Below are 20,696 nucleotides of genomic sequence, written 5' to 3' on the forward strand. Positions count from 1 at the left end.
CGCAGCGCGACGAGGATGCCCGCGGCGGCCTCTGCGCCGGGTGAACCGGCGGTCGCTCAGACCGTGCCTCGCGGGCCCGGCCGCGACGCCTCACGCCGGCACGGCCGCCGGGGCGCGGTCGAACTCGACGAGGCGGATCGGGCGGATGCCTTGAGCGGTCTCGACGTCAAGCGCGAGCGCACCGAGTGCCGCCAGCTCCGTGCGGTAGACCTGGAGGAAGACGTCCTCCAGCGGCAGCATCGCCTCGAGTTGGCCCCAGACGTTGCCGGCCGCCGCGGACAGATGTCCGAAACGGCTTCGCAGCCGCTTGCCGAGGTGCTGGCCGCCGTCCAGGACGATCGCGTCCAGGCGCTCCAGAAGGGCCAGGTCCCGTGCCAGGCGTGCGTCCGCGCGCTCCTGCGCCGCGGCGCGCAGCGCGTGGTTCTCCGCCGGGATGCCGCACTGCAAGCGCAGCAGGGCCTCGCGCTCGTCCTGCCCGTCCAGAACCGCGGGCGACGCGTCGCGCAGCGCCTGCAGCAGGTCGAGACCGGCCCTGAGCCGCATCGCCTGCGCCGGGCCCGCGGCGGCGGTCGCGTGCTGCAGGCGGCGCGCGAAGAGGGCGAGGATGCGCGTGGCGAGCCGCGCGTCCGGCGTATCGGTGGCGGCGCCGGCGGCGTGCACCGTGCGCAGCTCCACCGGATCGGGCGCACGGCCGTCGGGCAGCACGAAATCGACGTCGAGATCGATCAGCGCGATCCACAGGGTCGCGTCCCGCCGCTCCGCGCGGCGCCGAGCGAGGCGCTGCCAGAGGCCGCCAGCCTCCGGCGCCATGCGCCGCAGCTCGTCCACGCAGTCCTGCCATCCGAGTCCCGCATAGGGCGCGAGCGCGGCCACGCGCGGCGACATGAGCGGCACGTCGCCAAGCATGCCGTTGCTCCAGCGTCGCCAGCTCAGCTCCAGACCCGGATCGATGCGGTTCAGCCCCAGCAGCGCATCCACCTCGATCAGGTTGCGCCGGTCCACTTCGAGTCCGAGCTCAGAGTAGAAGTGCTCGGTGACCCGCCGCGACAGCGCGGGCAGGTCGCGGAACAGCACGTGCGCGGGGCGCACGTCGTGGACCAACCCGGGCGCGGCCAGTGCCTCGGCGTTCGCGATGCGCGCCTGGTCGGCGGGATGGGACGCCCAGTAGCGCGTCACCTCGTCGTTGCGCAGGCCGAGCGCAAGCTCGTCCCACACCTCCGGCCCCCATTGGCTCATGCGCGCGATGGCGGCAGCCGGCAGGTCCGCGACGAGCCGCCCTTCCCGCCACGCGCGGTGGTTGGCGTCGGCGACCTCGTCGCAGGCCCGCGCCAGCCCACGCAGGCGCAGCGCGCTCTCGCGGAACACGGCGCTGCCGGACACACTGGCCTCGTAGCGGTCCGCGTCGAACTCCATCTCCTGCGAGAGGCGCCCGCTGATCCACAGGCTGGCGTGGAACAGCAGTCGCAGCAGGCCGCGGGTCAGCCACAGGCAGGCCTGCGCCACCAGGATGGCGACGCTGACCGGCAACAGCGGGCTGTTCTCCCCCCATCGCGCGAGGCGCTCGTCCCAGGCGTCGGGCTCGTAGGCGCGGGATTCCAGCCAGCGGTTCACGCGGTGGACCAGGCTGGCGCTGCGCATCCCGCCGCCCTGGGCGAAGTGCCCGAACTCGTGCGCGAGCACACCCACGAACTGCCGCACATCCATGCCGGCAACCAGCGGAAGCCCAATGGCGAGGCGCTTGCGTCCCGCGAGGAAGGCACCGAGGCCGTCGTCGAAGCGGACCCAGGCGTTGGGCTCGTGGCTGATCTCGATGGCGACCGGCGCCTGTACGCCGATGGCCGCGCACAGGGCGCGCACCGCCTCGAACAGCTCCGGCTCCGCCACCGGATCGAGCTCCACCGCCCGGGGCGGTCGCGGTCGCGGTGCGAACAGCGGCTTCAGCAGGAACAGGACGAGGACGAGGCCAACGAAGCCGGGAATGATCCAGGCCATCAGCAGCCCGATGCCGCGGATCGTGCCGGGCGCCGGCGCCCAGCGGCTGTAGTAGGCGAACTCGAGCCAGCCGATGGCGCCGATCGACGCGAAGTAGGCCACCGGCATCAGCAGGCAGAGCACGGCGACGGCCCAGAGGCTGGCCATGTACACCGGGCGCACCGGCAACCGCCCCACGGCCCCCGCCGGCAATGCGGTCACGAGCCCGCTTGACGACTGGCCGCCATCCTTGCCCTTCCCCATCCGCCCACTCCCCTGTCCGCGGTGCGCCGAGTATCCGCGTCGATGCGCGGCGGCGAAAGGGGCCGGCGCGCAATTCGTACCGGAGCCCCGACTGGGTCATGATGGCCGCCATGCCCGGCGAGCCGGGCGGGCTGGAACGGCGACATGAGCGAGACGACGGCGCCCGCGGACGTGCGGCGCGCATTGCTGGCGGCGCGCGGGCGCGCCTACGCGCCCTACTCGGGGCATCCGGTCGGGGCGGTGGTGATCGGCGACGACGGCAGCCGACATGCCGGCTGCAACGTGGAGGTGGCCCACTACAAGGGCATCTGCGCGGAGGCCGGGGCCATCGCCGCGATGATGGCGGCGGGCGTCCGCGGGATCCGCGCGGTCTACGTGCTCGGGCCCGGCGGCGTGCCCTGCACGCCCTGCGGCGACTGCCGGCAGCGCATCCGCGAGTTCGCATCGCCGGACACGCCGATCATGACGGTGGACGACGGCGGCCGCGTCCTGCGCCGCCACGACATGCAGACCCTGCTGCCCGACGCCTTCGGGCCCGAGAACCTCGCCCCGGCGTCGCCGCTGCGCGCGGGCGCAGGCGGCTGAGCGGACGCCCGCGCGTCCGCGCGCCGGGACGTGCTGCCGGGGCTCAGCCCGCGACCACCAGCACGAAGTCGCCGAGCTGCGAGGTCATGGCGATCGCCAGCGCCCGCTCCGGGTCCGCCACCAGCTCGGCCGCGGGCACGCCGGTGTCCGGCGGCGAGGCGCGATAGGCCGCGTCGTCGGGCAGCACGTCGCGGACCACGTAGCCCATGATCACGTTGACCAGCTCGCCCAGGGCATCGAGCGCGAGCTCGGCGTCGCACTCCTCCGGCGGGATGGAGAGGAAGGCGCAGCCGATCCGCCCCATGGTCGCGCGTTCGCAGGCCAGGCCGATCGTCAGCGGGCGCGCCGCGGCCTCGATGCGCACGTGCGCGGTGACGTCGCAGGGCGGCAGCGCACCGGCCCCGACCAGGCCGGCGGCCTGGCACTGGCCGCCGAGGATGCGCGGGAACAGGCGCGCGCAGGTGCGCATCGCGCTGTCGGCGAGGTCGCCCGCCGCGTGGCCCGCCACGCCGACTTCCAGCGCGCGCGCCGCGTCCTCGCGCTCGCGCGCGTGCGCGGCGAGTTCCGCATCCAGCTGCGCGCGGTCGAGGAAGCCCTGCTCCAGCAGGATCTCGCCGAACAGCCGGCGCTGCGCCTTCTGCGCGGCGACCAGCTCGTCCACCTGGGCGGCGTCGAGCAGGCCCATTTCCTGCGCGAGGTCGCCGAAGCGGCGGTCCTCGGCGCGCTGGCGCGCATTGATGCGCTCGGCCTGCGCGGCGGTCAGCAGGCCGCGCTGCTGCGCGAGCTCGCCGAGCACGGGATTCGAGGTCTGCTGGGCCTGGAGTGCGACCAGGAGCTGGGACGGCGTGATGACGCCCTTTTCCAGCAGGAACTGGCCGAAGAACTTGACTGCCATTGGGGTTGCCTTGCGCCGGTTGCGGTGGGGGGATCGCGCTCAGGCGAGCGCATCGTGCAGCACGCGCGCCATGACCTCGGGGTCGATCGGCTTCTGCAGGTAGGACTTCGCGCCCAGGCGCAGGCACTCCTGGATGTCGGCCTCCGCACCCAGCGAGGAGAGCACGACCACGCGCGCGGACGGGTCGAGCGCGAGGATGCGGCCGAGGGCCAGCTTGCCGTCGCACTCGGGCATGACCAGATCCATCAGCACCAGGTCGGGCCGCCGCGCGCGGTACTGCTCGACCGCCTGGATGCCGTTCCCGGCCTCCGCCACCACCTGGAAGCCGGCCTCGACGAGCTGGCGCGAGGCGAGCATGCGCAGGGCGCGGGAGTCGTCGCACAGCAGGACGGTGGGAGGGGAAGTCATCGTGCCGGGTCCTCGTTCGCGGAGCGTCGGAAAGGGAGCGACCCGCCGCGGGCGGGTCGTGCTGCGGTCGCTATCGGCAGCGGCGCGGCGAACTTTAGGGGCAGCGCGCGGCCACGCCCGGCTCACCGCCCTCCCCCGATGCTGTGCCGCCCCCTGCCCCCGGAGAGGTCCGTGTCGCCGGTCCTGCCGACCTTCCTGATCGCCGTGGCGCTGGCCGCCGTGCACGTGGGCGCCGGCACGATGCGCACCGTGGAGGACCGGCGGCGCAGCCGCTGGCTCTCCGCCGCCGGCGGGGCGTCGGCGGCCTACATCTTCGTGCACGTGCTGCCCTACATGGCCGCCGCCCACGCGCGCGAGGGCATGGACTCGGAGAAGCTCTACTTCCTGATCGCCCTGGCCGGCCTGGTGGGCTACTACGGCATCGAGCGCCACGTACGCCTGGCCGCGGAACGCGCGGGCGGCACCCGGCGCGGCATCGACCGCGTGTTCTGGGTGCACGTCGGCAGCTTCGCCTTCTACAGCCTGGTGATCGGCTGCCTGCTGCTGGACCGCGACGCGCCCGGCCTCGCCTCCCTGCTCCTGTACGGCGGCGCCATGGGGCTGCACTTCCTCTCGATGGACTACGGCATGCGCCTCGAACATGCCGAGGCCTACGACCGCATCGCGCGCTGGATCCTCGCTTCGGCGGTGCTCGCGGGCTGGCTGGTCGGCTGGCTCCTCGAGGTGCCGCGCGCGGTGGTCGACGGCCTGTTCGCCTTCCTCGCGGGCGGGCTGGTGCTCAACGTCATGAAGGAGGAGCTGCCCGAGGAACGCAGGAGCAGCTTCGGCGCCTTCGTGGCCGGCGCCGCGGGCTATGGCGCGCTGCTGGTGGTTCTCGAGTGAGAGGGCGACGCGGCCGGCGGCTCATCCGTCCGGCGGCGGCGCGTCGCGGCGCGCCATGTAGCTGGCCATGTGGTCCAGCGCGCGCCGCCCGCGTTCGGTGAGCACCAGGCGCGGACCGAGCGCATCGCGGGCGAGGGCGGGCGGTCGCAGCAGGACCTCGCGCAGCAGTGGCGGAATCGACTGGCCCGCATCGACCGCGAGCAGCGTGGCGTGGTAGACGTCCTCGATTCGACAGGACATGCGGCCCTCCATGGACCTTCGCATGGACCCCTGTTCCCGAGTATGCCCGTCGCGGCGCGGCGCGTCATGGCGGCCTTCTGCTGCTCCCCGCGCGGCGCCGCATGCGCGCGCGCGCACCGTCGCCGCCGGGCCTTCACCCGCGCCGAACGCCCTGCTCAGGGATGTGGAGATCGTGCGATAAACGAATGATTCGAAAAGGATTTTAGGCACCTTCCTTTTACGGCCCGGTCACTGCGGCGGGCGGACCATCGGAGAACGCCCGCCGGCTGCGGGCATCCCCTCGTTTCGCCCGCATCGAACCGGAGTACCGCTGATGACACCCCCCAACGATCGACCGTCCGGCGCCGCGGGATCGGGCGGCGCCGGCCCGCAGGGCCATGACGGCACCGGCGATCTCGGCCGCAAGACCGAGGACCTCGCCGACAGCATGAAGGCGGAGGGCCGCGCCCAGGTGGAGAACGTGCAGCAGGCCGCCGCCGACAACATCGACAAGGTGGCCGAGAGCGTCCGCGCGGCCGCCGCCGAGCTGGAGGACGACGACGTCGGCGGCCTCTCGCACTACGTGACCGGGCTCGCCGAGAAGATGACCGACCTGTCGAACACGCTGCGCGAGCGCAGCGGCGACGACCTGCTGAGGCAGGTTTCGCGGCTCGCGCGCGAGAACCCCGCCCTGTTCGTCGCCGGCGGGCTCGCCGTGGGCTTCGGCCTGTCGCGCTTCGCCCGCGCCTCGGCGTCCGGCCACGGCCACCGCGCCGCCCGCAGCGACGCGGGACGGCCCGTCCGCACCGGCATGGACCGGCCGGGGCCGGTCGCCGGGACCTCGGAACCCCACCCGCCGACCCGCCGCCACGAGACCGGCGGGCCGATCCCCACGCCGCGCGCCCCGTCCGCCGCGACCCGCGATGCCGGCTTCACCGGCGCCCAGCCGATGCGCCCCGGCAATCCGCAGGACGGCCTGTCCGGGGGCGCCGGCACCACCGTCAACGGAGGATGATCCGATGAGCGCACAGCCGAACGTCCATCGCAGCGGCCCCTACGAGGGCATGCCTGCGGGATCCGCCGAGGCCCGCATGGAGGACCGCTCCATCGGCAGCCTGCTGCGCCAGCTCGCCCACGAGGTGCCGGCGCTGATGACCAACGAACTTGCGCTCGCCAAGGCCGAGATGCGCGAGAGCCTGCGCGCGACGCGCGCCGGCGTCGCCGCGGTGGCGACCGGCGGCGTGATCGCCCTCGGCGGCTTCCTCATCCTGCTGCTCGCGGCGGTCTACGGCCTGAGCACCGTCGTCGCCCCCTGGCTGGCCGCGCTGATCGTCGGCGCCGCCGCGCTGGTGGTGGGCCTGCTCATGGTCCAGGCGGGGAAGAAGAAGTTCGAGCCGGAGTCCTTCCGGCCGGAGCGCACGCTCGACGCGCTGCACAAGGACAGGGACGCCATCGCCAGGAGGACGCCATGAACGCGCACGCCCAGGACCGATCCTCCAAGGACCCGGCCGAACTCGAACGCGAGATCGACCGGCAGCGCGACCACATCGCCGAGCTGGTCGGCGCGCTGGAGAACAGGCTTTCCCCCGGCCAGCTCTTCGAGCGCGTGCTCGCCTACGGCAAGGGCGGCGGCAAGGAGTTCGCCGGCAACCTCGGCGCGACCGTGCGTGCCAACCCGGTCCCGACCCTGCTCACGGCCGCGGGCCTGCTCTGGCTCTACGCGGGCAACGACCGCCGGGCCGCGCCGGCCACCGACTGGGCCCATGCCGCCGGCGCGGGCAGCCGCAGTGGCCATGGGACCGGGGATGCGGCATCCACCGCCGCACACCTGCGCGAACGGGCGCACGACGCCCGCGACGACATCGCTCATCGCCTGCACGACGCCCGCCACCGCGTCGAGGACACCGCGCACGACGTCGCCGAGGGCGTCCGCAGCGGCGTCCGCCGCGCCAGCGACGGGGTCCGCGGCATGCTCGAGGACAACCCGATGGCGGTCGGCGCCATGGCGATCGCTGCCGGCGCCCTCCTCGGCGCCCTGCTGCCGCCGACCGAGGCGGAGGACGAACTGCTCGGGCCCTACAGCGACCGCGCCGCCGACCGCATGAAGGCCGGCGCGCAGGCCGCGGCCTCGAACGCCATGGACAAGGCGCGGGAAGCGACCGACGGTCTGGCGTCCCACGACGGCGACGGCCGCGACCACGACGACGACCACGACCGGGCGGCCCAGCGCGGCACCGCCGGTGCATCCACCGGGATGCCCACGCCACGCGGTCCGGGCCCCCTCGGCCCGAACACCCCCAGCGCCGGCCCGACCGCGCTGTAGCGGCGCGCCGGGAAGGCGTGCATGGCGGGGAGCGGGACACGAGCGACGAGCGCGGCCGTCGTGTCCCGCTTCACATCCTGTGCTGGCCCCCGCGCCCCGAGCCCCGCCCGGGAGCCCTCACCCCTTGACGCAGACCACCTGCCGCAGGGTGTGGACGATCTCGACCAGGTCGGACTGCGCCGCCATCACCGCCTCGATCGGCTTGTAGGCCGCCGGCGATTCGTCGATGACCGCCGCGTCGGTGCGGCATTCGACGTGGGCGACCGCACGGCGGTGCTCCTCCAGGCTGATGCTGGCGCGCGCCGCGGTCCGGCTCATGACCCGCCCCGCACCGTGGCTGCAACTGTGGAAGCTCTCCGGGTTGCCGAGCCCGCGCACGATGTAGCTGCGCGTGCCCATGCTGCCCGGGATGATGCCGAGCTCGCCGCTGCGCGCGCTCACCGCGCCCTTGCGCGTCACCAGCAGCGACTCGCCGTGGTGGGTCTCGCGCTCGACGTAGTTGTGGTGGCAGTTCACCGCCATCGAGGTCAGCTGGAAGGGCGGCAGGCGCTGGCGCAGCGCCTGCATCGTCCGCGCCATCATCGCCTCGCGGTTCTGCCGCGCGTAGTCCTGCGCCCAGCCCACCGCGTCGACGTAGTCGTCGAACAGCGGCTCGCCCTCCAGGAAGAAGGCGAGGTCCTTGTCCGGCAGGTGGAAGCCGAGCACGCGCCGCTCCAGTTCCCAGCGTGCGCGCTCGATGAAGTAGGTGCCGATGCGGTTGCCGGTGCCGCGCGAACCGGAGTGCAGCATCACCCACACCGCGTCGCTCTCGTCGAGGCAGACCTCGATGAAGTGGTTGCCGCCGCCGAGCGTGCCGAGCTGGCGGTCGAGCCTGCCGGCGTCGAGCTTCGGGTGCCGCGCGCGGAGGCGCGCCAGTCGCTCGACCAGCCCGGACTGCGCCAGCCGTGTCCCGTGCGCGTCCGGCACCTTGCGATGCTCGCCGCCCCTGCCGTTGCCCACCGGGACGGCGCGCTCGATGGCGCTGCGCAGCGGCGCGAGGTCGTCGGGCAGGTCGTCGGCGCGCAGCGTGGTGCGGACCGCGGCCATCCCGCAGCCGATGTCCACGCCGACGGCCGCGGGGACGATCGCGCCGCGGGTGGGGATCACCGAACCCACGGTCGCACCCTTGCCCAGGTGCACGTCGGGCATCACCGCCACCCACGGGCCCACGAAGGGCAGCTCGGCGATGTTGCGCAGCTGCTGGTGGGCCTGCGGCTCCAGCGGGACGCCACGCACCCAGCCCTTGATCGGCGTGGTGGCGCCCTCGGCGTGCAGGATGTCGTACTGGGCGGTCATGGCGGGGTCCGGTGCGCGACGGGCGGGTGTGCCGGCACGCGGCAGGGTGCGCCGCGGACCGGCACGGCGGGCGTCAGCCCACGGCCGCGCCGACGCAGCGGTCGATGCGGCCGCGGCCGAGCGAGAAGGCGGCGTCCACGGCCGAACCGAGGCTGGGATGGACCTGCGGGGCGTGCTCGCCGGCGAGCACGCGCATGTCGCCGTCGAGGACCACGGTGCGCAGCAGCTCCCATCCGCCGGCCTCGGGACGCCGCCCGATGTGGGCCTCGATGATGTGGCCGCGGTAGCGCTCGCTGATCACCAGTTCGTCGGGGCTGCGCGTGCCCATGGATCGTCCCCTTCCTTCCGCGCGATCCGGGCCCGGCGCGGCGACCGACGATTCTAGCCGCGCGACGCACTGCGGGCGACATCAGGCCGCGCACGCCTGCGCGCAGCGCCGCTCATTCCCGCGACGCGCCCTGTCCCTCGCGCGGCCGCGGACCGTCCCCGGTGGCGGGCGAGGCGGCGACGCCGCGCATCGCGTCGACGGGCCGGCCGAAGCCGCTGCGGTCGCTGTAGTCGCGTCGCGGCGTGGAGGAATCCGGCTGCTCGGTCTGCAGGGCCTCGGCGCAGGCGAGGTCGAGCACGGCGACGCCCGCGACCGCCGCCATCGCGACGCCGACGTTGACGCGCCTGTCGTTGTCGCGGCCGAGCTGGACGCCGAGGGTGGCGAGGTCGAGCGCATCGCCGGCCACCCGTGCCTGCACCCAGCGGCGCGGATTGCGCGCGGCGAGGATGCCCACGCCGGTCGCGATCTCGCGGATGCCGTAGGCGCGGATCAGCGCTTCCTGCCCGCGCATGCCGAGCGTGCGCGCGAACCAGCCGGCGGCGGCGAGCTCCGCCACGCCCAGGCCGATGCTGAACCAGCCGAGGCCATGCGCGAGCGCCTTGGTGTTGGGGGCCTTCGGCTTGAAGGTGGAGAGGGCTGGCATCGGTCGCGTCCTCATGGCTTCAGCACGACCTTGATGCAGCTGTCGTGCTTGTCGCGGAAGGTCCTGTACATCTCGGGGCCGGCATCCAGGCCGACGGTGTGCGTGATCACGAACGAGGGATCGATCTCGCCCTCCTGGATGCGGCGCAGCAGGTCGTCGGTCCAGCGGTTTACGTGGGTCTGGCCCATGCGGAAGGTCAGCCCCTTGTTCATCGCGGCGCCGAAGGGGATCTTGTCGAGCAGGCCGCCGTAGACGCCGGGGATGGAGAGGATGCCGGCCGGGCGGCAGACGTAGATCATCTCGCGCAGCACGTGCGGCCGGTCGGTCTCCATCATCATCGCCTGCTTGACCCGGTCGTAGAGGCTGTCGATCGAGCGCGAGGCGTGCGCCTCCAGGCCGACGGCGTCGATGCACTTCTCCGGGCCCTTGCCGTTGGTGAGCGCGTTGAGCCGCTCGACCACGCTCTCCTGGTCGAAGTCGATGGTGATCGCGCCGCCGGCACGGGCCATGGCCAGCCGCTCCGGCACGTTGTCGATGCAGACGACCTGCCTGGCGCCCATCATCACCGCGGAGCGGACGGCGAACTGCCCGACGGGGCCGGCGCCCCAGACCGCGACGGTATCGGTCGGCTCGATCTCGCACTGCGCGGCGGCCTGCCAGCCGGTGGGGAAGATGTCGCCGAGGAAGAGCGCCTGCTCGTCGCTCATGCCGTCCGGCACCTTCACCGCGCTGGCGTCGGCGTGCGCCACCCGCACGTACTCGGCCTGGCCGCCGGCGTAGCCTCCGGTGAGATGGGTGTAGCCGTACAGCCCGGCCGTGGTGTGGCCGAACACCTTGTCGGCGACGTCCTTGTTGCGGTTGGTCCGCTCGCACACCGAGAAGTTGCCGCGCCGGCACTGGTCGCACTCGCCGCAGATGATGGTGAACGGCACCACCACCCGGTCGCCGACCTTGAGCCGCCGGCTCTCGCGGCCGACCTCCACGACCTCGCCCATGAACTCGTGGCCCATGATGTCGCCGCTCTGCATGCCCGGCATGAACCCGTCGTACAGGTGCAGGTCCGAGCCGCAGATCGCGCAGCTGGTCACCTTGATGATGACGTCGCGCGGATCCTCGATGGTCGGGTCGGGCACCGTGTCGTAGCGGATGTCCTGCTTGCCGTGGTAGCAGAGCGCCTTCATGCGTGGGCCTCGGAGGAAGAAGGGCGCGCCGGGCCCGGAGGCCCTTGCCCGCGACGGGGGGGAGAACCGCGGGTGGCGCGCGAACCGTGGGGACGCCCACTATCCGCGGCGGCGGTGAGACGACGGTGATCGGGACGTCGGCGCGGTGTCTTCTTCGTGCTCAGCGCCCGTCGCGATCAGGGTGCGCCGGCGCCTCGTCGCGGCGCCGCTCCTCGCGCATGCGCGCGCGCACGCCACCGTCGACGCCGGTGCCCTCCTGCATGGGCACGTGCAGCGAGCCGCTGCCGTCCTCGGCGGGCGGCGCGTTCTCGATCTGCACCCGATGGACGACGCTGGCGGCGAGACGCTGCGTCGGCCCCGGCGCGACCGCGTGCGCGAACACGCCGAGCCTGGCCTTGTAGCCCACGGAGATCTGCTTGCGTGGGCGGTGGATGGCACCGACGATCGCGTCCACCACCTTCTCCGGCGGGTCCATCAGCACCATGCGCGGGCGCCGCCCGCTGTAGTTGGCGGCATGGTCGAACCAGGGCGTGTCCGCGGCGAACGGCAGGATGGTGGAGACCCGGATGTCGCGCAGGCCCTGCAGGCGCAGCTCCTGGTGCAGGGTGAGGCCGAGCCCGAGCACGCCGTGCTTGGAGGCGGCGTAGCTCGCGTAGTAGGGGAAGGGGATCCGGCCCGCCACCGAGGCCACGTTGATGAGCGTGCCCGCGCCCTGCCGGCGGAACTGGCGCAGGGCCACGTGGCTGCCGGCGACGACCCCGTCGAGGTTCACCTCGAGCACGCGCAGGTGGTCGGCCAGCGGCACCGCGTCGAAGGCGCCGAGCGCGCCGACGCCGGCGTTGTTGATCCACACGTCGATGCGCCCGTAGCGCGCCAGCGCCGCGGCGGCGAGCCGTTCCACCTGGGCCGGGTCGGCCACGTCGGTCGGGACCGCCAGCGCGCTGCCGCCGCGGGCGACGATGTCCCGTTCGAGCGCGTCGAGCAGGGCCTCCCGTCGTGCCGCCAGCACCACGCTGGCGCCCTCCTCGGCCGCGCGCAGGGCCACGCCCTTGCCGAAGCCGCTGGAGGCGCCGGTGACGACCACCACCCGCCCGTCGAGGCTGCGCGGGGTCGCGCAGGCCGCGAGCGACAGGACGCACAGCGCCAGCAGGCCGCGCAGGACCCGGCCCGCGCGGCCGGCGGGATGCCAGCCGGAACTGTCCATCGTCGTCTCCTGCGCGGCGCGTCCGGGCCGGCAGGCTCGCCGGCCCAGGGTGAGCCGGCGGTGAGCGTGGAGGCGGGTTCCGCCGTGCGCGGCGAACGGCGCGGCTCAGGCGCCGATCACGCCGCCGTCGTCGCGGGTGACGATCACGGTCGCCGAGCGCGGACGGCGCCCGGCGCCGTCCGGCCAGTGGCTGCTGCCCGACTCGCCCGGGTGCTGCACGTTGACGAACATGGTGCGCGCGTCCGGCGTGGTGACGACGCCGGTGATCTCGCAGCCGACGGGGCCGACGAGGAAGCGCTTCATGCGCCGGGTCACCGGGTCGGCCACCAGCATCTGGTTGTTGCCGAACGGCCCGGACGCGAGCTGGCTGCCGCTCATGTCGGTCTGGATCCACAGCAGGCCGTTGTGGTCGAACCACAGGCCGTCGGGGCTGGCGAGGATGTTGTCCGCGTCGAGCGCCTCGCCGTCGGGGCCGAGGCTGTTGCCCTCGGGGCCGGCCAGCAGGAACAGGTCCCACTCGAAGCGCGTGGCCTCGTGGCGGCCGCGGTCCTCGCTGAACCGGATGATGTGGCCGTAGGGATTCGGACCGCGCGGGTTCGCCGCATCGGTGTCGCCCGGCGTGCGCGCGGCGTTGTTGGTCAGGGTGAAGTAGACCTCGCCGCTGCGCGGGTCCACCGCGCCCCACTCGGGACGGTCCATGCGCGTGGCCCCGACCACGTCGGCCGCCAGCCGCGTGTTGACCAGCACGTCGGCCTGGTCGGCGAAGCGCACGCCCGCGGCGGCCGCGGCGGCGCGGAAGCCGGCGTCCTCGATGTCCAGCGGCAGCCACTCGCCGGTGCCGTCGTCGTCGAAGCGCGCCACGTAGAGCGTGCCGTGGTCCAGCAGGCTGCCGTCGGCGCGGCCGGGCACGTAGCGGTCGCGGCTGACGAACTTGTAGATGTACTCGTTGTTGGCGTCGTCGCCCATGTAGAAGGCCAGCGGCCGGCCCGGCCGCGGCGTGCCGAACACAATGCCCTCGTGGCCGAAGCGGCCCATGGCGGTGCGCTTCACCGGCGTGCTGTCCGGCCGGGTCGGGTCGATCTCGACGATCCAGCCGAAGGTGTTGGGCTCGTTGCGGAAGTCGCCGCCGGCGTCGTCCGCGCGACGGCTGGCGTCGAAGCGCGGGTGACGCGCCTCCCAGCCGTAGCGGCTGGCGGCGCCGATGCCGTAGCGCGCGTGCTCGCGCGGACGCTCGGCGTCGGTGTTGACGAAGTAGCCGGCCCAGTTCTCCTCGCAGGTAAGGTAGGTGCCCCAGGGCGTGAAGCCGTGGGCGCAGTTGTTGAGCGTGCCGCGCGTGCGGGTGCCGTCGGGGCTGTACTGGGTGCGCGCGAGCCGACTGCCGCGCACCGGGCCGGCCAGTTCCATCGGCGTGGCGCCGGTGATGCGGCGGTTATACGCGCCGCGCACGATCGTCCACTCCTGGCCGCGGCGCTCGATCTCGATCACGCTGACGCCGTGCGCGGCGATCTCCTTGTCCACCTCCTCCTGCGGCCTGCGGCCCTCGGCGTCCACGGTGGCCCCCGCCGGATGCAGGGTGGCCTGGTCGATGTACTCGTGGTTCATCACCAGCAGGCCGTGCGCGCTGCCGCGCGGACCGCTCTCCAGCGGGAAGTAGTGCATCCCGTCGTGGTGCTGGCCGATCTGGAGCGCCTGCTCCGCGGCCGAGTTGAGGCCGCCGTCGCGGTAGGCCGGATACGGCGCCAGCAGCGGCTCGCCCCAGGCGAAGGCCGCGCGCGCGGTGTAGCCGGGCGGCACGGTGATGGCGTCGAGGCGGTTCACCGGCACGGCCTCGAAGCTCAGCGCCGTCGGCGCGGGCTTGAGCGAACCCTTGGGCGGTGCCGCGGCCGCCGCGAGCCCGGCGTGGCCGAGGAGCCCTGCGCCGACCGCCATGCCGACGCCGCCGCGCAGGAGGGCGCGGCGCTGCCGGTTCACCCGCAGCACGTCGGCGAAGTGCCTGTTGCCGCTGGGATTGCTGTCCTCGTTGTCGAAGTCGATCGGCGGCGCGGGCGGAGTGGCGTGCGTGCGCATCGGGGCTGTCCTGGCGTCCGGGGGACGCACAGCCTGCCGGACGCGCGCGAAAGCACGCTGATACGCAGATGACAGTTGCAAGACAACGGCGGCACCGGACGGCGCCGCCGCGGGGGCTCCGGTGCGATCAGTGGCGCACGCCGGCGTGGGTGGTGCCGTGCGTGCCCGGGCGCGAGGCGAACGCGCCGATGGCGAGCACGATGCCGGCCACGCCGACGAGGATGTAGACCAGGCGCTGGATCGCCGGCACGCCTCCGAAGAGCGCGGCGACCAGATCGAAGTTGAAGGCGCCGACGAGGCCCCAGTTGAGGGCGCCGACGATCACGAGGATCAGGCAGACGACGTTGAGTGCGTTCAGGCGCATGGCGGCGATCCGGTTGAGGGTGCGGCCCACGCTAGGCGCAGTGGCGCGACGGCACGATCAAGGCCGCGCGACGCGCGTGTCTACACCGCAGGGCGCCGAAGGAACGAGCCAGCGGAAGCGAGGAACCGGAGGAAGCCCGAGCACCCCCGTTCCACTCGCAGCTCCCCCGCTTCCCGCGCCCCGCGCCCCGCGCCCCAAGCCCCAAGCCCCAAGCCCCGAGCCCCAAGCCCCAAGCCCCCCCANACGTAACACCTCCGTTCCCCACCCCTCACTCCTCGCACCCCGACCCTTCCAGCACCGCGGCACCGAAGCCTGGCAGCACCAGCACGTCGCCCTCGATGCGGCAGTCGCCGGCGAGCGCGCGGCAGTGCGTCCCGCCGGCCGCCATCGCCTCCAGCCCTCGCGTCGCGGCCTCGGGCGAGAGGTTGAAGGCGCACACCACGCGCCCGCGGCCGCTGCCGCGGGCGAAGGCCAGCACCGGGCCCTGCACGGGGAACAGGCGCAGGGCACCGCCGCGCAGCGCCGGCGTGCGGCGGCGCCAGCGCAGCAGGCCGCGATAGGTCTCCAGCAGCGAGCCGGGATCGCCCTGCTGCCGCGACACCGCGAGCGCGAGGTGCTCGGCCGGCATCGGCAGCCAGGTCTGCGGCGCCGAGCTGAAGCCGCCGTGCGGCGCCGCGTCCGTCCACGGCATCGGCGTCCGGCAGCCGTCGCGGCCGAGCACGTGGGGCCAGTTGGCGATGCCGAACGGGTCGCGGAGCTGCTCGAAGGCGAGCTGCGCCTGCGGCAGGCCGAGCTCGTCGCCCTGGTAGATGCAGCAGGCACCGGGCAACGTCGCCAGCAGGGCCGCCAGCAGCGCGTCGCGACGGCGTTCGAGCGCCTCGGCATGTCGCGCGTGCTCGGCCCAGCGGCCCTTGAGCCGCGGGAAGTCGTGGGTGCCGAAGGTCCAGCACAGCCGATGGTCGGGGAACAGCGCCTGCGCGCGGGCGATCAGGGCGTGCAGGCCCTCGGCGGTGAAGGGCTCGTCGGTCACCAGGGCCGAGTTGTAGGCAAGATGCAGGCGCCCGTCGCCCGCGACGTAGTCGGCCGCCGCCGCCAGGCTGTCCTCGGCCGAGGACACCTCCCCGAGCAGCACCGTCCCCGGATACGCGTCGGCCAGGGCGCGCAGCTCGCCCAGCATCGCCAGGGTCTCCGGGCGGCACACGGTGCCGCGGTTGATGTGGTCGAAGTAGGGATCGCCGCGTCCCGCGCCCGCGGGGCGCGGCACGTCCGGCGGCCGCGGCGGGTTGTCGGCGAGACTGCGGTCGTGGGCGTAGAAGTTGACGACGTCGAGGCGGAAGCCGTCGACCCCGCGCTCCAGCCAGAAGCGGCCGATCGCGATCATCGCCGCCCGCACCTCCGGGTTGTGCCAGTCGAGGTCCGGCTGCTCGGCGAGGAAATTGTGCAGGTAGTACTGGCGGCGCCCCGGATCGAAGGTCCAGGCGCTGCCGCCGAAGGCCGAGCGCCAGTTGTTGGGCGGGCCGCCGTCGGCCGCGGGATCGGCCCAGACGTACCAGTCGGCCCTCGGGTTGTCGCGGCTGGCGCGACTCTCGACGAACCAGGGGTGCCGGTCCGAGGTGTGGTTCCACACCTGGTCCATCAGCACCTTCAGGCCGAGCGCGTGCGCGTCGGCGACCAGCGCGTCGAAGGCGGCCATGTCGCCGAACATGGGCTCGATGGCGCGGAAGTCCGAGACGTCGTAGCCGAAGTCCTTCATCGGCGAGCGCACGAAGGGACTGATCCACACCGCGTCGGCGCCGAGGTCGGCGATGTAGGGCAGGCGCCGGCGGATGCCCGCCAGGTCGCCCACGCCGTCGCCGCCGCTGTCCTGGAAGCTGCGCGGGTAGACCTGGTAGATCACCGCGTCGCGCCACCAGGCCCGCGCATCGGCCGCGCTCATGCCGCCACCGCGGCATCCGCCTCGGGCTCGGCGCACAGCCAGCCCCAGGGCGGCAGCAGGAAGGGATCCTCGCGCGGCGTGCCGTCGATCGCGTTGAGGCAGCGCAGCGGGCCCAGCCGTGCCGGATCGATCCGCACCGCGCGCCCGTCCATGTTGAACACGCACAGCAGGCGCTGCCCCGCGCCCTCGCGCAGGAAGCCGAACAGCGGCGGCGCGAGGTCGAGGACGCGCGTGGTGCCCTCGCGCAGGGCGGGCTGCTTCCTGCGCCAGTGCAGCACCTGGCGCCAGTGGTTGAGGGTGGACTGCGGGTCGGAGGCCTGCCGCGCGACGGAGCGCGCCGCGTGCGCCCGCGGGATCGGCAGCCAGGGCGCGTCGCCGGTGGTGAAGCCGCAGTGGGCCGCGCCGTCGTCCCAGGGCATGGGCGTGCGCGCGCCGTCGCGCCCCTTGAGCCGCGGGTACATCCGGCGCCCGAAGGGATCCTTCAGCGCCTCGGGCGGGATGTCCTCGGGAATCCGCGCCTCGGTCAGTCCGAGCTCGTCGCCCTGCCACAGGCAGAAGGCGCCGGGCAGGCACACCAGCAGCAGGGCCATCATGCGGTGGAAGTCGCCCGGGTAATCCTGGTCGCGCGCGTTCCACTGCGAATGCAGGCGCCCGAAATCGTGGTTGCCGGCGATCCAGCAGGCGCCGCGGTCGCCGAAGGCGTCCAGCACCCGGTCGAGGATGCGGCGCATGTGGACGGCCTCCATGCGCGCGTCGAACAGCAGGGCGCCGTGGTAGGCCAGGTGCAGGCGTTCGCGGCCGGCCGTGTAGTCGGCGGCGAGCCGCACCGAGTCCTCGGCCTCGATCACCTCGCCCAGCAGCGCCACGCCCGGGTATTCGTCGGCCAGCCTGCGCAGCGGCGCGAGGTAGTCCAGCGTCTCCGGCCGGCAGAAGCTGTTGACGAAGCGCTGGCGGGTCAGCGGGTTGTCCGGGGAGATGCCGTCGGGCAGGCAGTCGCCCTCGCGCATCGGGTTGTCGGCCAGCGAACGGTCGTGGCAGAAGAAGTTGACCGCGTCCAGGCGCATGCCGTCGATGCCGCGCTCCAGCCAGAAGCGCGCCTGCGCCAGCACCGCGTCGCGCACGTCCGGGTTGTACCAGTTGAGGTCGGGCTGGCTGGGCAGGAAGTTGGCGAGGTAGTACTGCCCGCGCGCCGCCTCCCAGATCCACGCCGACTCGCCGGAGAACGAGGACAGCCAGTTGTTGGGCGGGCCGCCGTCGGCGCCGGGATCGGCCCAGACGTACCAGTCCGCCTTCGGGTTGTCGCGGCTGGCGCGGCTCTCGACGAACCAGGCGTGGCGGTCGGAGGTGTGGTTCCAGACCATGTCGAGGATCACCCGCAGCCCGCGCTGGTGCGCCAGCAGCAAGAGGCGCTCGAAGGCCGCGTCGCCGCCGAACAGCGGCGCGACCTTCTCGAAGTCGGTGACGTCGTAGCCGAGGTCGTCCATCGGCGAGCCGAAGATCGGCGTCAGCCAGACCGCATCGACGCCGAGCGACGTGATGTAGTCGAGCCGGCGGATCACGCCGGGCAGGTCGCCGATGCCGTCGCCGTCCGAGTCCTGGAAGCTCCACGGCGTGAGCTGGTAGATGACCGCGTTGACCCACCAGCGGTGGTCGCGCGCCTGCCCGGCGTCGTCCTCGTTCGGGTCGTTGCGGTCCAGTCCGAGCTCGCGCCACCAGGGCCTGCAGTGCACGGTCATCGCGGAATCACCTCCGTCGCTCTTCGACAAAGGTGTCCCACCCTAGGGGCCGCGCGGTGAGCATGCGTTGAAAGCCGCCGAAGGCCGCCATGCCTCGGCAGCGCCCAGGGCCGCGCCAGCCTGCCTCCGGGCAGGCTAGCCCAGCGGGTCGGCGAGCGGCATCGCCGCGTCGTCCTCGTCCTCCGCGGCCGGCGGCGGCGGCGCGACCGGCGGTGCGTCGGGCAGTGCGCGCGTGCCTTCGATCTCCAGCGCGCGCTTGCGCGTGTAGAGGAAGCGGATCAGCTCGTATTCGAACGGCGAGCCGGTCTCGTAGTAGCGGAAGGGATTGCGGGCGCGGCCGTCGATCATGTAGACCGCGCCGATCGCGGTCGCGTTGTCGCTGGTGTACAGCCCGCCGGCATCGACCCCGCGCTGCACCCCGAAGTCGAACAGCTGCCCCGCGCCGTCGCGCAGGGTCGAGGGCCCGAGCAGCGGGACGACCAGGTAGGGCCCCGGGCCCACGCCCCAGCGCCCCAGCGTGTTGCCGAAGCTGGTGGGCACCGGCGTCAGCCCGAGGTGGCTGGCGACGTCGAAGAAGCCCGCCAGGCCGAGCGTGCTGTTGACCAGGAAGCGGCCGGCGCTGCGCACGCCGTAGCCCGGGCGGCCCTGCAGCAGGTGGTTCGCGGTGTTGGGCACCTCGCCGAGGTTGGCGAAGGCGTTGCCCAGGCCGCGCCGCACCGGCCGCGGCACGACCTTGCGGTAGCCGTTCGCCACCGGCAGGAAGATCGCCTCGTCGAAGCGCGCGTTGAAGCGGTAGACGCCGCGGTTGAAGCGCTCCCACGGGTCGTGCACCGCGGTGGACTGCGCGACCTCCTCCTGCGAGCCGGTGGTTTCGCCGGGCGGCGCGGCGCGCTGCGGCGCGGTCGCGCAGCCGCCGCCGGCCGCGAACGCGAGGACGAGGACGAGCGCCCGCCTCATGGCGCCTCCCCCGCGTCCCAGGTGCCGGCCAGCATGCGCAGCATGTCCTCGATCTGCTGCCGCTCGCCGAGATTGCCGAGGTGGCCGCCGTGGTCGTAGACCACGATGCGCGGGCCGAGGGTGTCGCGCAGCCAGGCCAGCTCGCGCGCGTCGAGGATCAGGTCGTTGCGGCTGGTCTGGGCGTACACGTCGCGGTCGGCCGCGAGCTGCGGCCCGATCAGCTCCAGGCTGCTCCCCGCGATCAACTGCTCGCGCGTCCAGTCCGGGCGCAGCGCCAGGTAGTAGGGCGCGAACACCCGCTCGAAGTAGTCGGCGAACGGCCGCGCACGCAGCTCGCGGAAGGCCGCGCCGAGCGAATCGCCCACCCGCGGCGGCGCGGCCGGGTCCACCACCACGCCGGTGCCGGCGTAGTAGTCGGCGGCGAAGAACATGTTGACCAGCGCCAGCCGGAACGACAGCGCGATGGCGGCGGCGAACTCGTCGTCGCTGCGCAGCAGGCTGGGCGCGGCCTGGAGCAGGAAGGTCCCGTCCAGCTCCAGCGCCTCGGCGCCGCGGTAGAGATGCGCCAGCTCGGCGTAGAGCCGCTGGTAGAAGCGTTCGATGTCGGCGTTGTCGTCGCCGATGGTGTCGGCGAAGAGGCGGTCGAGCCGGCCGACGGAGGCGAACAGGCTCACCGGCGGATTGATCATCACCACCCGCTGCACGCCCAGCGCGTCGGGACCGGTGTCGAGCGCCTTGATGACCGCGGCGTGCGCGCCGCCCAGGCTGTAGCCGACGGCGTGCAGGCCGGTGATCTCGACGCCGCGCGGCAGTTCCGACACGACCTGCCGGATGACCCGCCGCAGGTCGATCGCATCCTGCGTGAGGTCGCCCGCCACGCCGGTGCTGGACGCGGCGACCACGAAGCCCGGGAAGGTCGGCGACGGCAGGGTGAGCACGTGGTAGCCCTCGCCGTACAGCGCCGCGCGCAGCATGCCGAGCTTCTGCGTGTTGCCGTCGCCGCCGGTGCCGGCGATCACCACGACCAGCGGCGCCGGGCCCTTCTGCCGGGAGAACCACACCCGCAGCTTTCGGTTGAACCAGAACAGGTCGGGCACCGGCCGCGCACCCTCGACCGCGAGCCGGATCTCGCGCACCGGCACGTCGCCCGGCAGCTCGGCCAGCCGCTCGCGGTCCGGCCCGAACACCGTCGCGCGCAGCCCGGGACCGTCGGCGAGGCCGGTCGCACGGCCCGACACCGGCAGCGGCTGCGCCGACGCCGCGGCGACCAGCCCGAGCAGGAACAGCAGGACCAGGCACCCGCGGGTGCACGGCCCGATGTCGAAGACCCGCATGCGCATCCTTTGTCGTTCTTGGTATCGGCCGGCCGCGCCGCGACGGCGCGACGGCCCCGGCATT

Annotated in this window: 20 protein-coding genes; 5 read left to right on the plus strand and 15 right to left on the minus strand. The window is 73.6% G+C overall.

What is annotated here, in order from left to right; translation table 11 throughout:
* Window positions 1-90: 90 nt before the first annotated feature.
* Entirely contained in the window at window positions 91-2,139 is a 2,049-nt protein-coding gene (locus tag ACFO3Q_RS02080) for a M48 family metalloprotease (RefSeq protein ID WP_377002938.1), read from the minus strand.
* A 240-nt stretch (window positions 2,140-2,379) separates the two neighbouring features.
* Between ACFO3Q_RS02080 and ACFO3Q_RS02085 the strand changes: the two genes are divergently transcribed.
* Window positions 2,380-2,820: a cytidine deaminase gene (locus tag ACFO3Q_RS02085; RefSeq protein WP_377002939.1), complete on the plus strand. Its 441-nt coding sequence runs from the start codon at window positions 2,380-2,382 to the stop codon at window positions 2,818-2,820.
* A 43-nt stretch (window positions 2,821-2,863) separates the two neighbouring features.
* Here ACFO3Q_RS02085 and ACFO3Q_RS02090 read toward each other — a convergent pair whose 3' ends face one another.
* Both ACFO3Q_RS02090 and ACFO3Q_RS02095 read right to left on the minus strand, forming a co-directional pair.
* Window positions 2,864-3,715: a chemotaxis protein CheX gene (locus ACFO3Q_RS02090; protein WP_377002940.1), complete on the minus strand. Its 852-nt coding sequence runs from the start codon at window positions 3,713-3,715 to the stop codon at window positions 2,864-2,866.
* Between the two features lie 39 nt (window positions 3,716-3,754).
* Complete coding sequence (locus ACFO3Q_RS02095; RefSeq protein ID WP_377002941.1) at window positions 3,755-4,123, minus strand: response regulator; 369 nt, start codon at window positions 4,121-4,123, stop codon at window positions 3,755-3,757.
* A 171-nt stretch (window positions 4,124-4,294) separates the two neighbouring features.
* Between ACFO3Q_RS02095 and ACFO3Q_RS02100 the strand changes: the two genes are divergently transcribed.
* Window positions 4,295-5,005, plus strand: coding sequence for a hypothetical protein (locus ACFO3Q_RS02100; protein WP_377002942.1), 711 nt, complete (start codon window positions 4,295-4,297; stop codon window positions 5,003-5,005).
* A gap of 21 nt (window positions 5,006-5,026) precedes the next feature.
* Here ACFO3Q_RS02100 and ACFO3Q_RS02105 read toward each other — a convergent pair whose 3' ends face one another.
* On the minus strand, window positions 5,027-5,245 hold the full coding sequence (locus ACFO3Q_RS02105) for a hypothetical protein (protein WP_377002943.1): 219 nt from the start codon (window positions 5,243-5,245) through the stop codon (window positions 5,027-5,029).
* Window positions 5,246-5,558: 313 nt separating this feature from the next.
* Between ACFO3Q_RS02105 and ACFO3Q_RS02110 the strand changes: the two genes are divergently transcribed.
* From ACFO3Q_RS02110 to ACFO3Q_RS02120, 3 genes are read left to right on the plus strand one after another with little or no spacing between them, the layout of a single operon-like run.
* Complete coding sequence (locus tag ACFO3Q_RS02110) at window positions 5,559-6,239, plus strand: hypothetical protein (RefSeq protein WP_377002944.1); 681 nt, start codon at window positions 5,559-5,561, stop codon at window positions 6,237-6,239.
* Between the two features lie 4 nt (window positions 6,240-6,243).
* The gene (locus ACFO3Q_RS02115) at window positions 6,244-6,696 is read left to right on the plus strand and encodes a phage holin family protein (protein ID WP_377002945.1); all 453 of its coding nucleotides are present in this window, start codon (window positions 6,244-6,246) and stop codon (window positions 6,694-6,696) included.
* A complete protein-coding gene (locus ACFO3Q_RS02120) occupies window positions 6,693-7,547 on the plus strand; it encodes a DUF3618 domain-containing protein (protein WP_377002946.1) in 855 nt (284 codons plus the stop codon). Before ACFO3Q_RS02115 ends, ACFO3Q_RS02120 begins: the two co-directional genes overlap by 4 nt.
* 117 nt (window positions 7,548-7,664) lie before the next feature.
* On the opposite strand, the gene ACFO3Q_RS02125 is transcribed toward ACFO3Q_RS02120, so the two are convergent.
* From ACFO3Q_RS02125 to ACFO3Q_RS02175, 11 genes are all read right to left on the minus strand, one after another.
* On the minus strand, window positions 7,665-8,882 hold the full coding sequence (locus tag ACFO3Q_RS02125; protein WP_377002947.1) for an RtcB family protein: 1,218 nt from the start codon (window positions 8,880-8,882) through the stop codon (window positions 7,665-7,667).
* Between the two features lie 73 nt (window positions 8,883-8,955).
* Window positions 8,956-9,210 carry a hypothetical protein gene (locus tag ACFO3Q_RS02130; RefSeq protein ID WP_377002948.1) on the minus strand — a complete coding sequence of 85 codons (255 nt, stop codon included), beginning with the start codon at window positions 9,208-9,210 and terminating at the stop codon, window positions 8,956-8,958.
* Between the two features lie 112 nt (window positions 9,211-9,322).
* Window positions 9,323-9,853, minus strand: coding sequence for a hypothetical protein (locus ACFO3Q_RS02135; RefSeq protein WP_377002949.1), 531 nt, complete (start codon window positions 9,851-9,853; stop codon window positions 9,323-9,325).
* An 11-nt stretch (window positions 9,854-9,864) separates the two neighbouring features.
* On the minus strand, window positions 9,865-11,034 hold the full coding sequence (locus ACFO3Q_RS02140; RefSeq protein WP_377002950.1) for a zinc-dependent alcohol dehydrogenase: 1,170 nt from the start codon (window positions 11,032-11,034) through the stop codon (window positions 9,865-9,867).
* Between the two features lie 160 nt (window positions 11,035-11,194).
* Window positions 11,195-12,238, minus strand: coding sequence for an SDR family NAD(P)-dependent oxidoreductase (locus ACFO3Q_RS02145; protein WP_377002951.1), 1,044 nt, complete (start codon window positions 12,236-12,238; stop codon window positions 11,195-11,197).
* A gap of 105 nt (window positions 12,239-12,343) precedes the next feature.
* The gene (locus ACFO3Q_RS02150; RefSeq protein WP_377002952.1) at window positions 12,344-14,305 is read right to left on the minus strand and encodes a PhoX family protein; all 1,962 of its coding nucleotides are present in this window, start codon (window positions 14,303-14,305) and stop codon (window positions 12,344-12,346) included.
* Between the two features lie 127 nt (window positions 14,306-14,432).
* On the minus strand, window positions 14,433-14,663 hold the full coding sequence (locus ACFO3Q_RS02155; protein WP_377002997.1) for a DUF378 domain-containing protein: 231 nt from the start codon (window positions 14,661-14,663) through the stop codon (window positions 14,433-14,435).
* A gap of 274 nt (window positions 14,664-14,937) precedes the next feature.
* On the minus strand, window positions 14,938-16,605 hold the full coding sequence (locus ACFO3Q_RS02160) for an alpha-amylase family glycosyl hydrolase (protein ID WP_377002953.1): 1,668 nt from the start codon (window positions 16,603-16,605) through the stop codon (window positions 14,938-14,940).
* On the minus strand, window positions 16,602-18,341 hold the full coding sequence (locus tag ACFO3Q_RS02165) for an alpha-amylase family glycosyl hydrolase (protein ID WP_377002954.1): 1,740 nt from the start codon (window positions 18,339-18,341) through the stop codon (window positions 16,602-16,604). The genes ACFO3Q_RS02160 and ACFO3Q_RS02165 overlap by 4 nt, the downstream gene beginning before the upstream one ends.
* A 135-nt stretch (window positions 18,342-18,476) precedes the next feature.
* Window positions 18,477-19,298, minus strand: coding sequence for an MlaA family lipoprotein (locus ACFO3Q_RS02170; protein WP_377002955.1), 822 nt, complete (start codon window positions 19,296-19,298; stop codon window positions 18,477-18,479).
* Window positions 19,295-20,632, minus strand: coding sequence for an alpha/beta fold hydrolase family protein (locus ACFO3Q_RS02175; RefSeq protein WP_377002956.1), 1,338 nt, complete (start codon window positions 20,630-20,632; stop codon window positions 19,295-19,297). Before ACFO3Q_RS02175 ends, ACFO3Q_RS02170 begins: the two co-directional genes overlap by 4 nt.
* Between the last annotated feature and the right edge of the window lie 64 nt (window positions 20,633-20,696).

It is taken from the genome of Coralloluteibacterium thermophilum (assembly GCF_042654365.1).
Taxonomy (GTDB): domain Bacteria; phylum Pseudomonadota; class Gammaproteobacteria; order Xanthomonadales; family Xanthomonadaceae; genus Coralloluteibacterium; species Coralloluteibacterium thermophilum.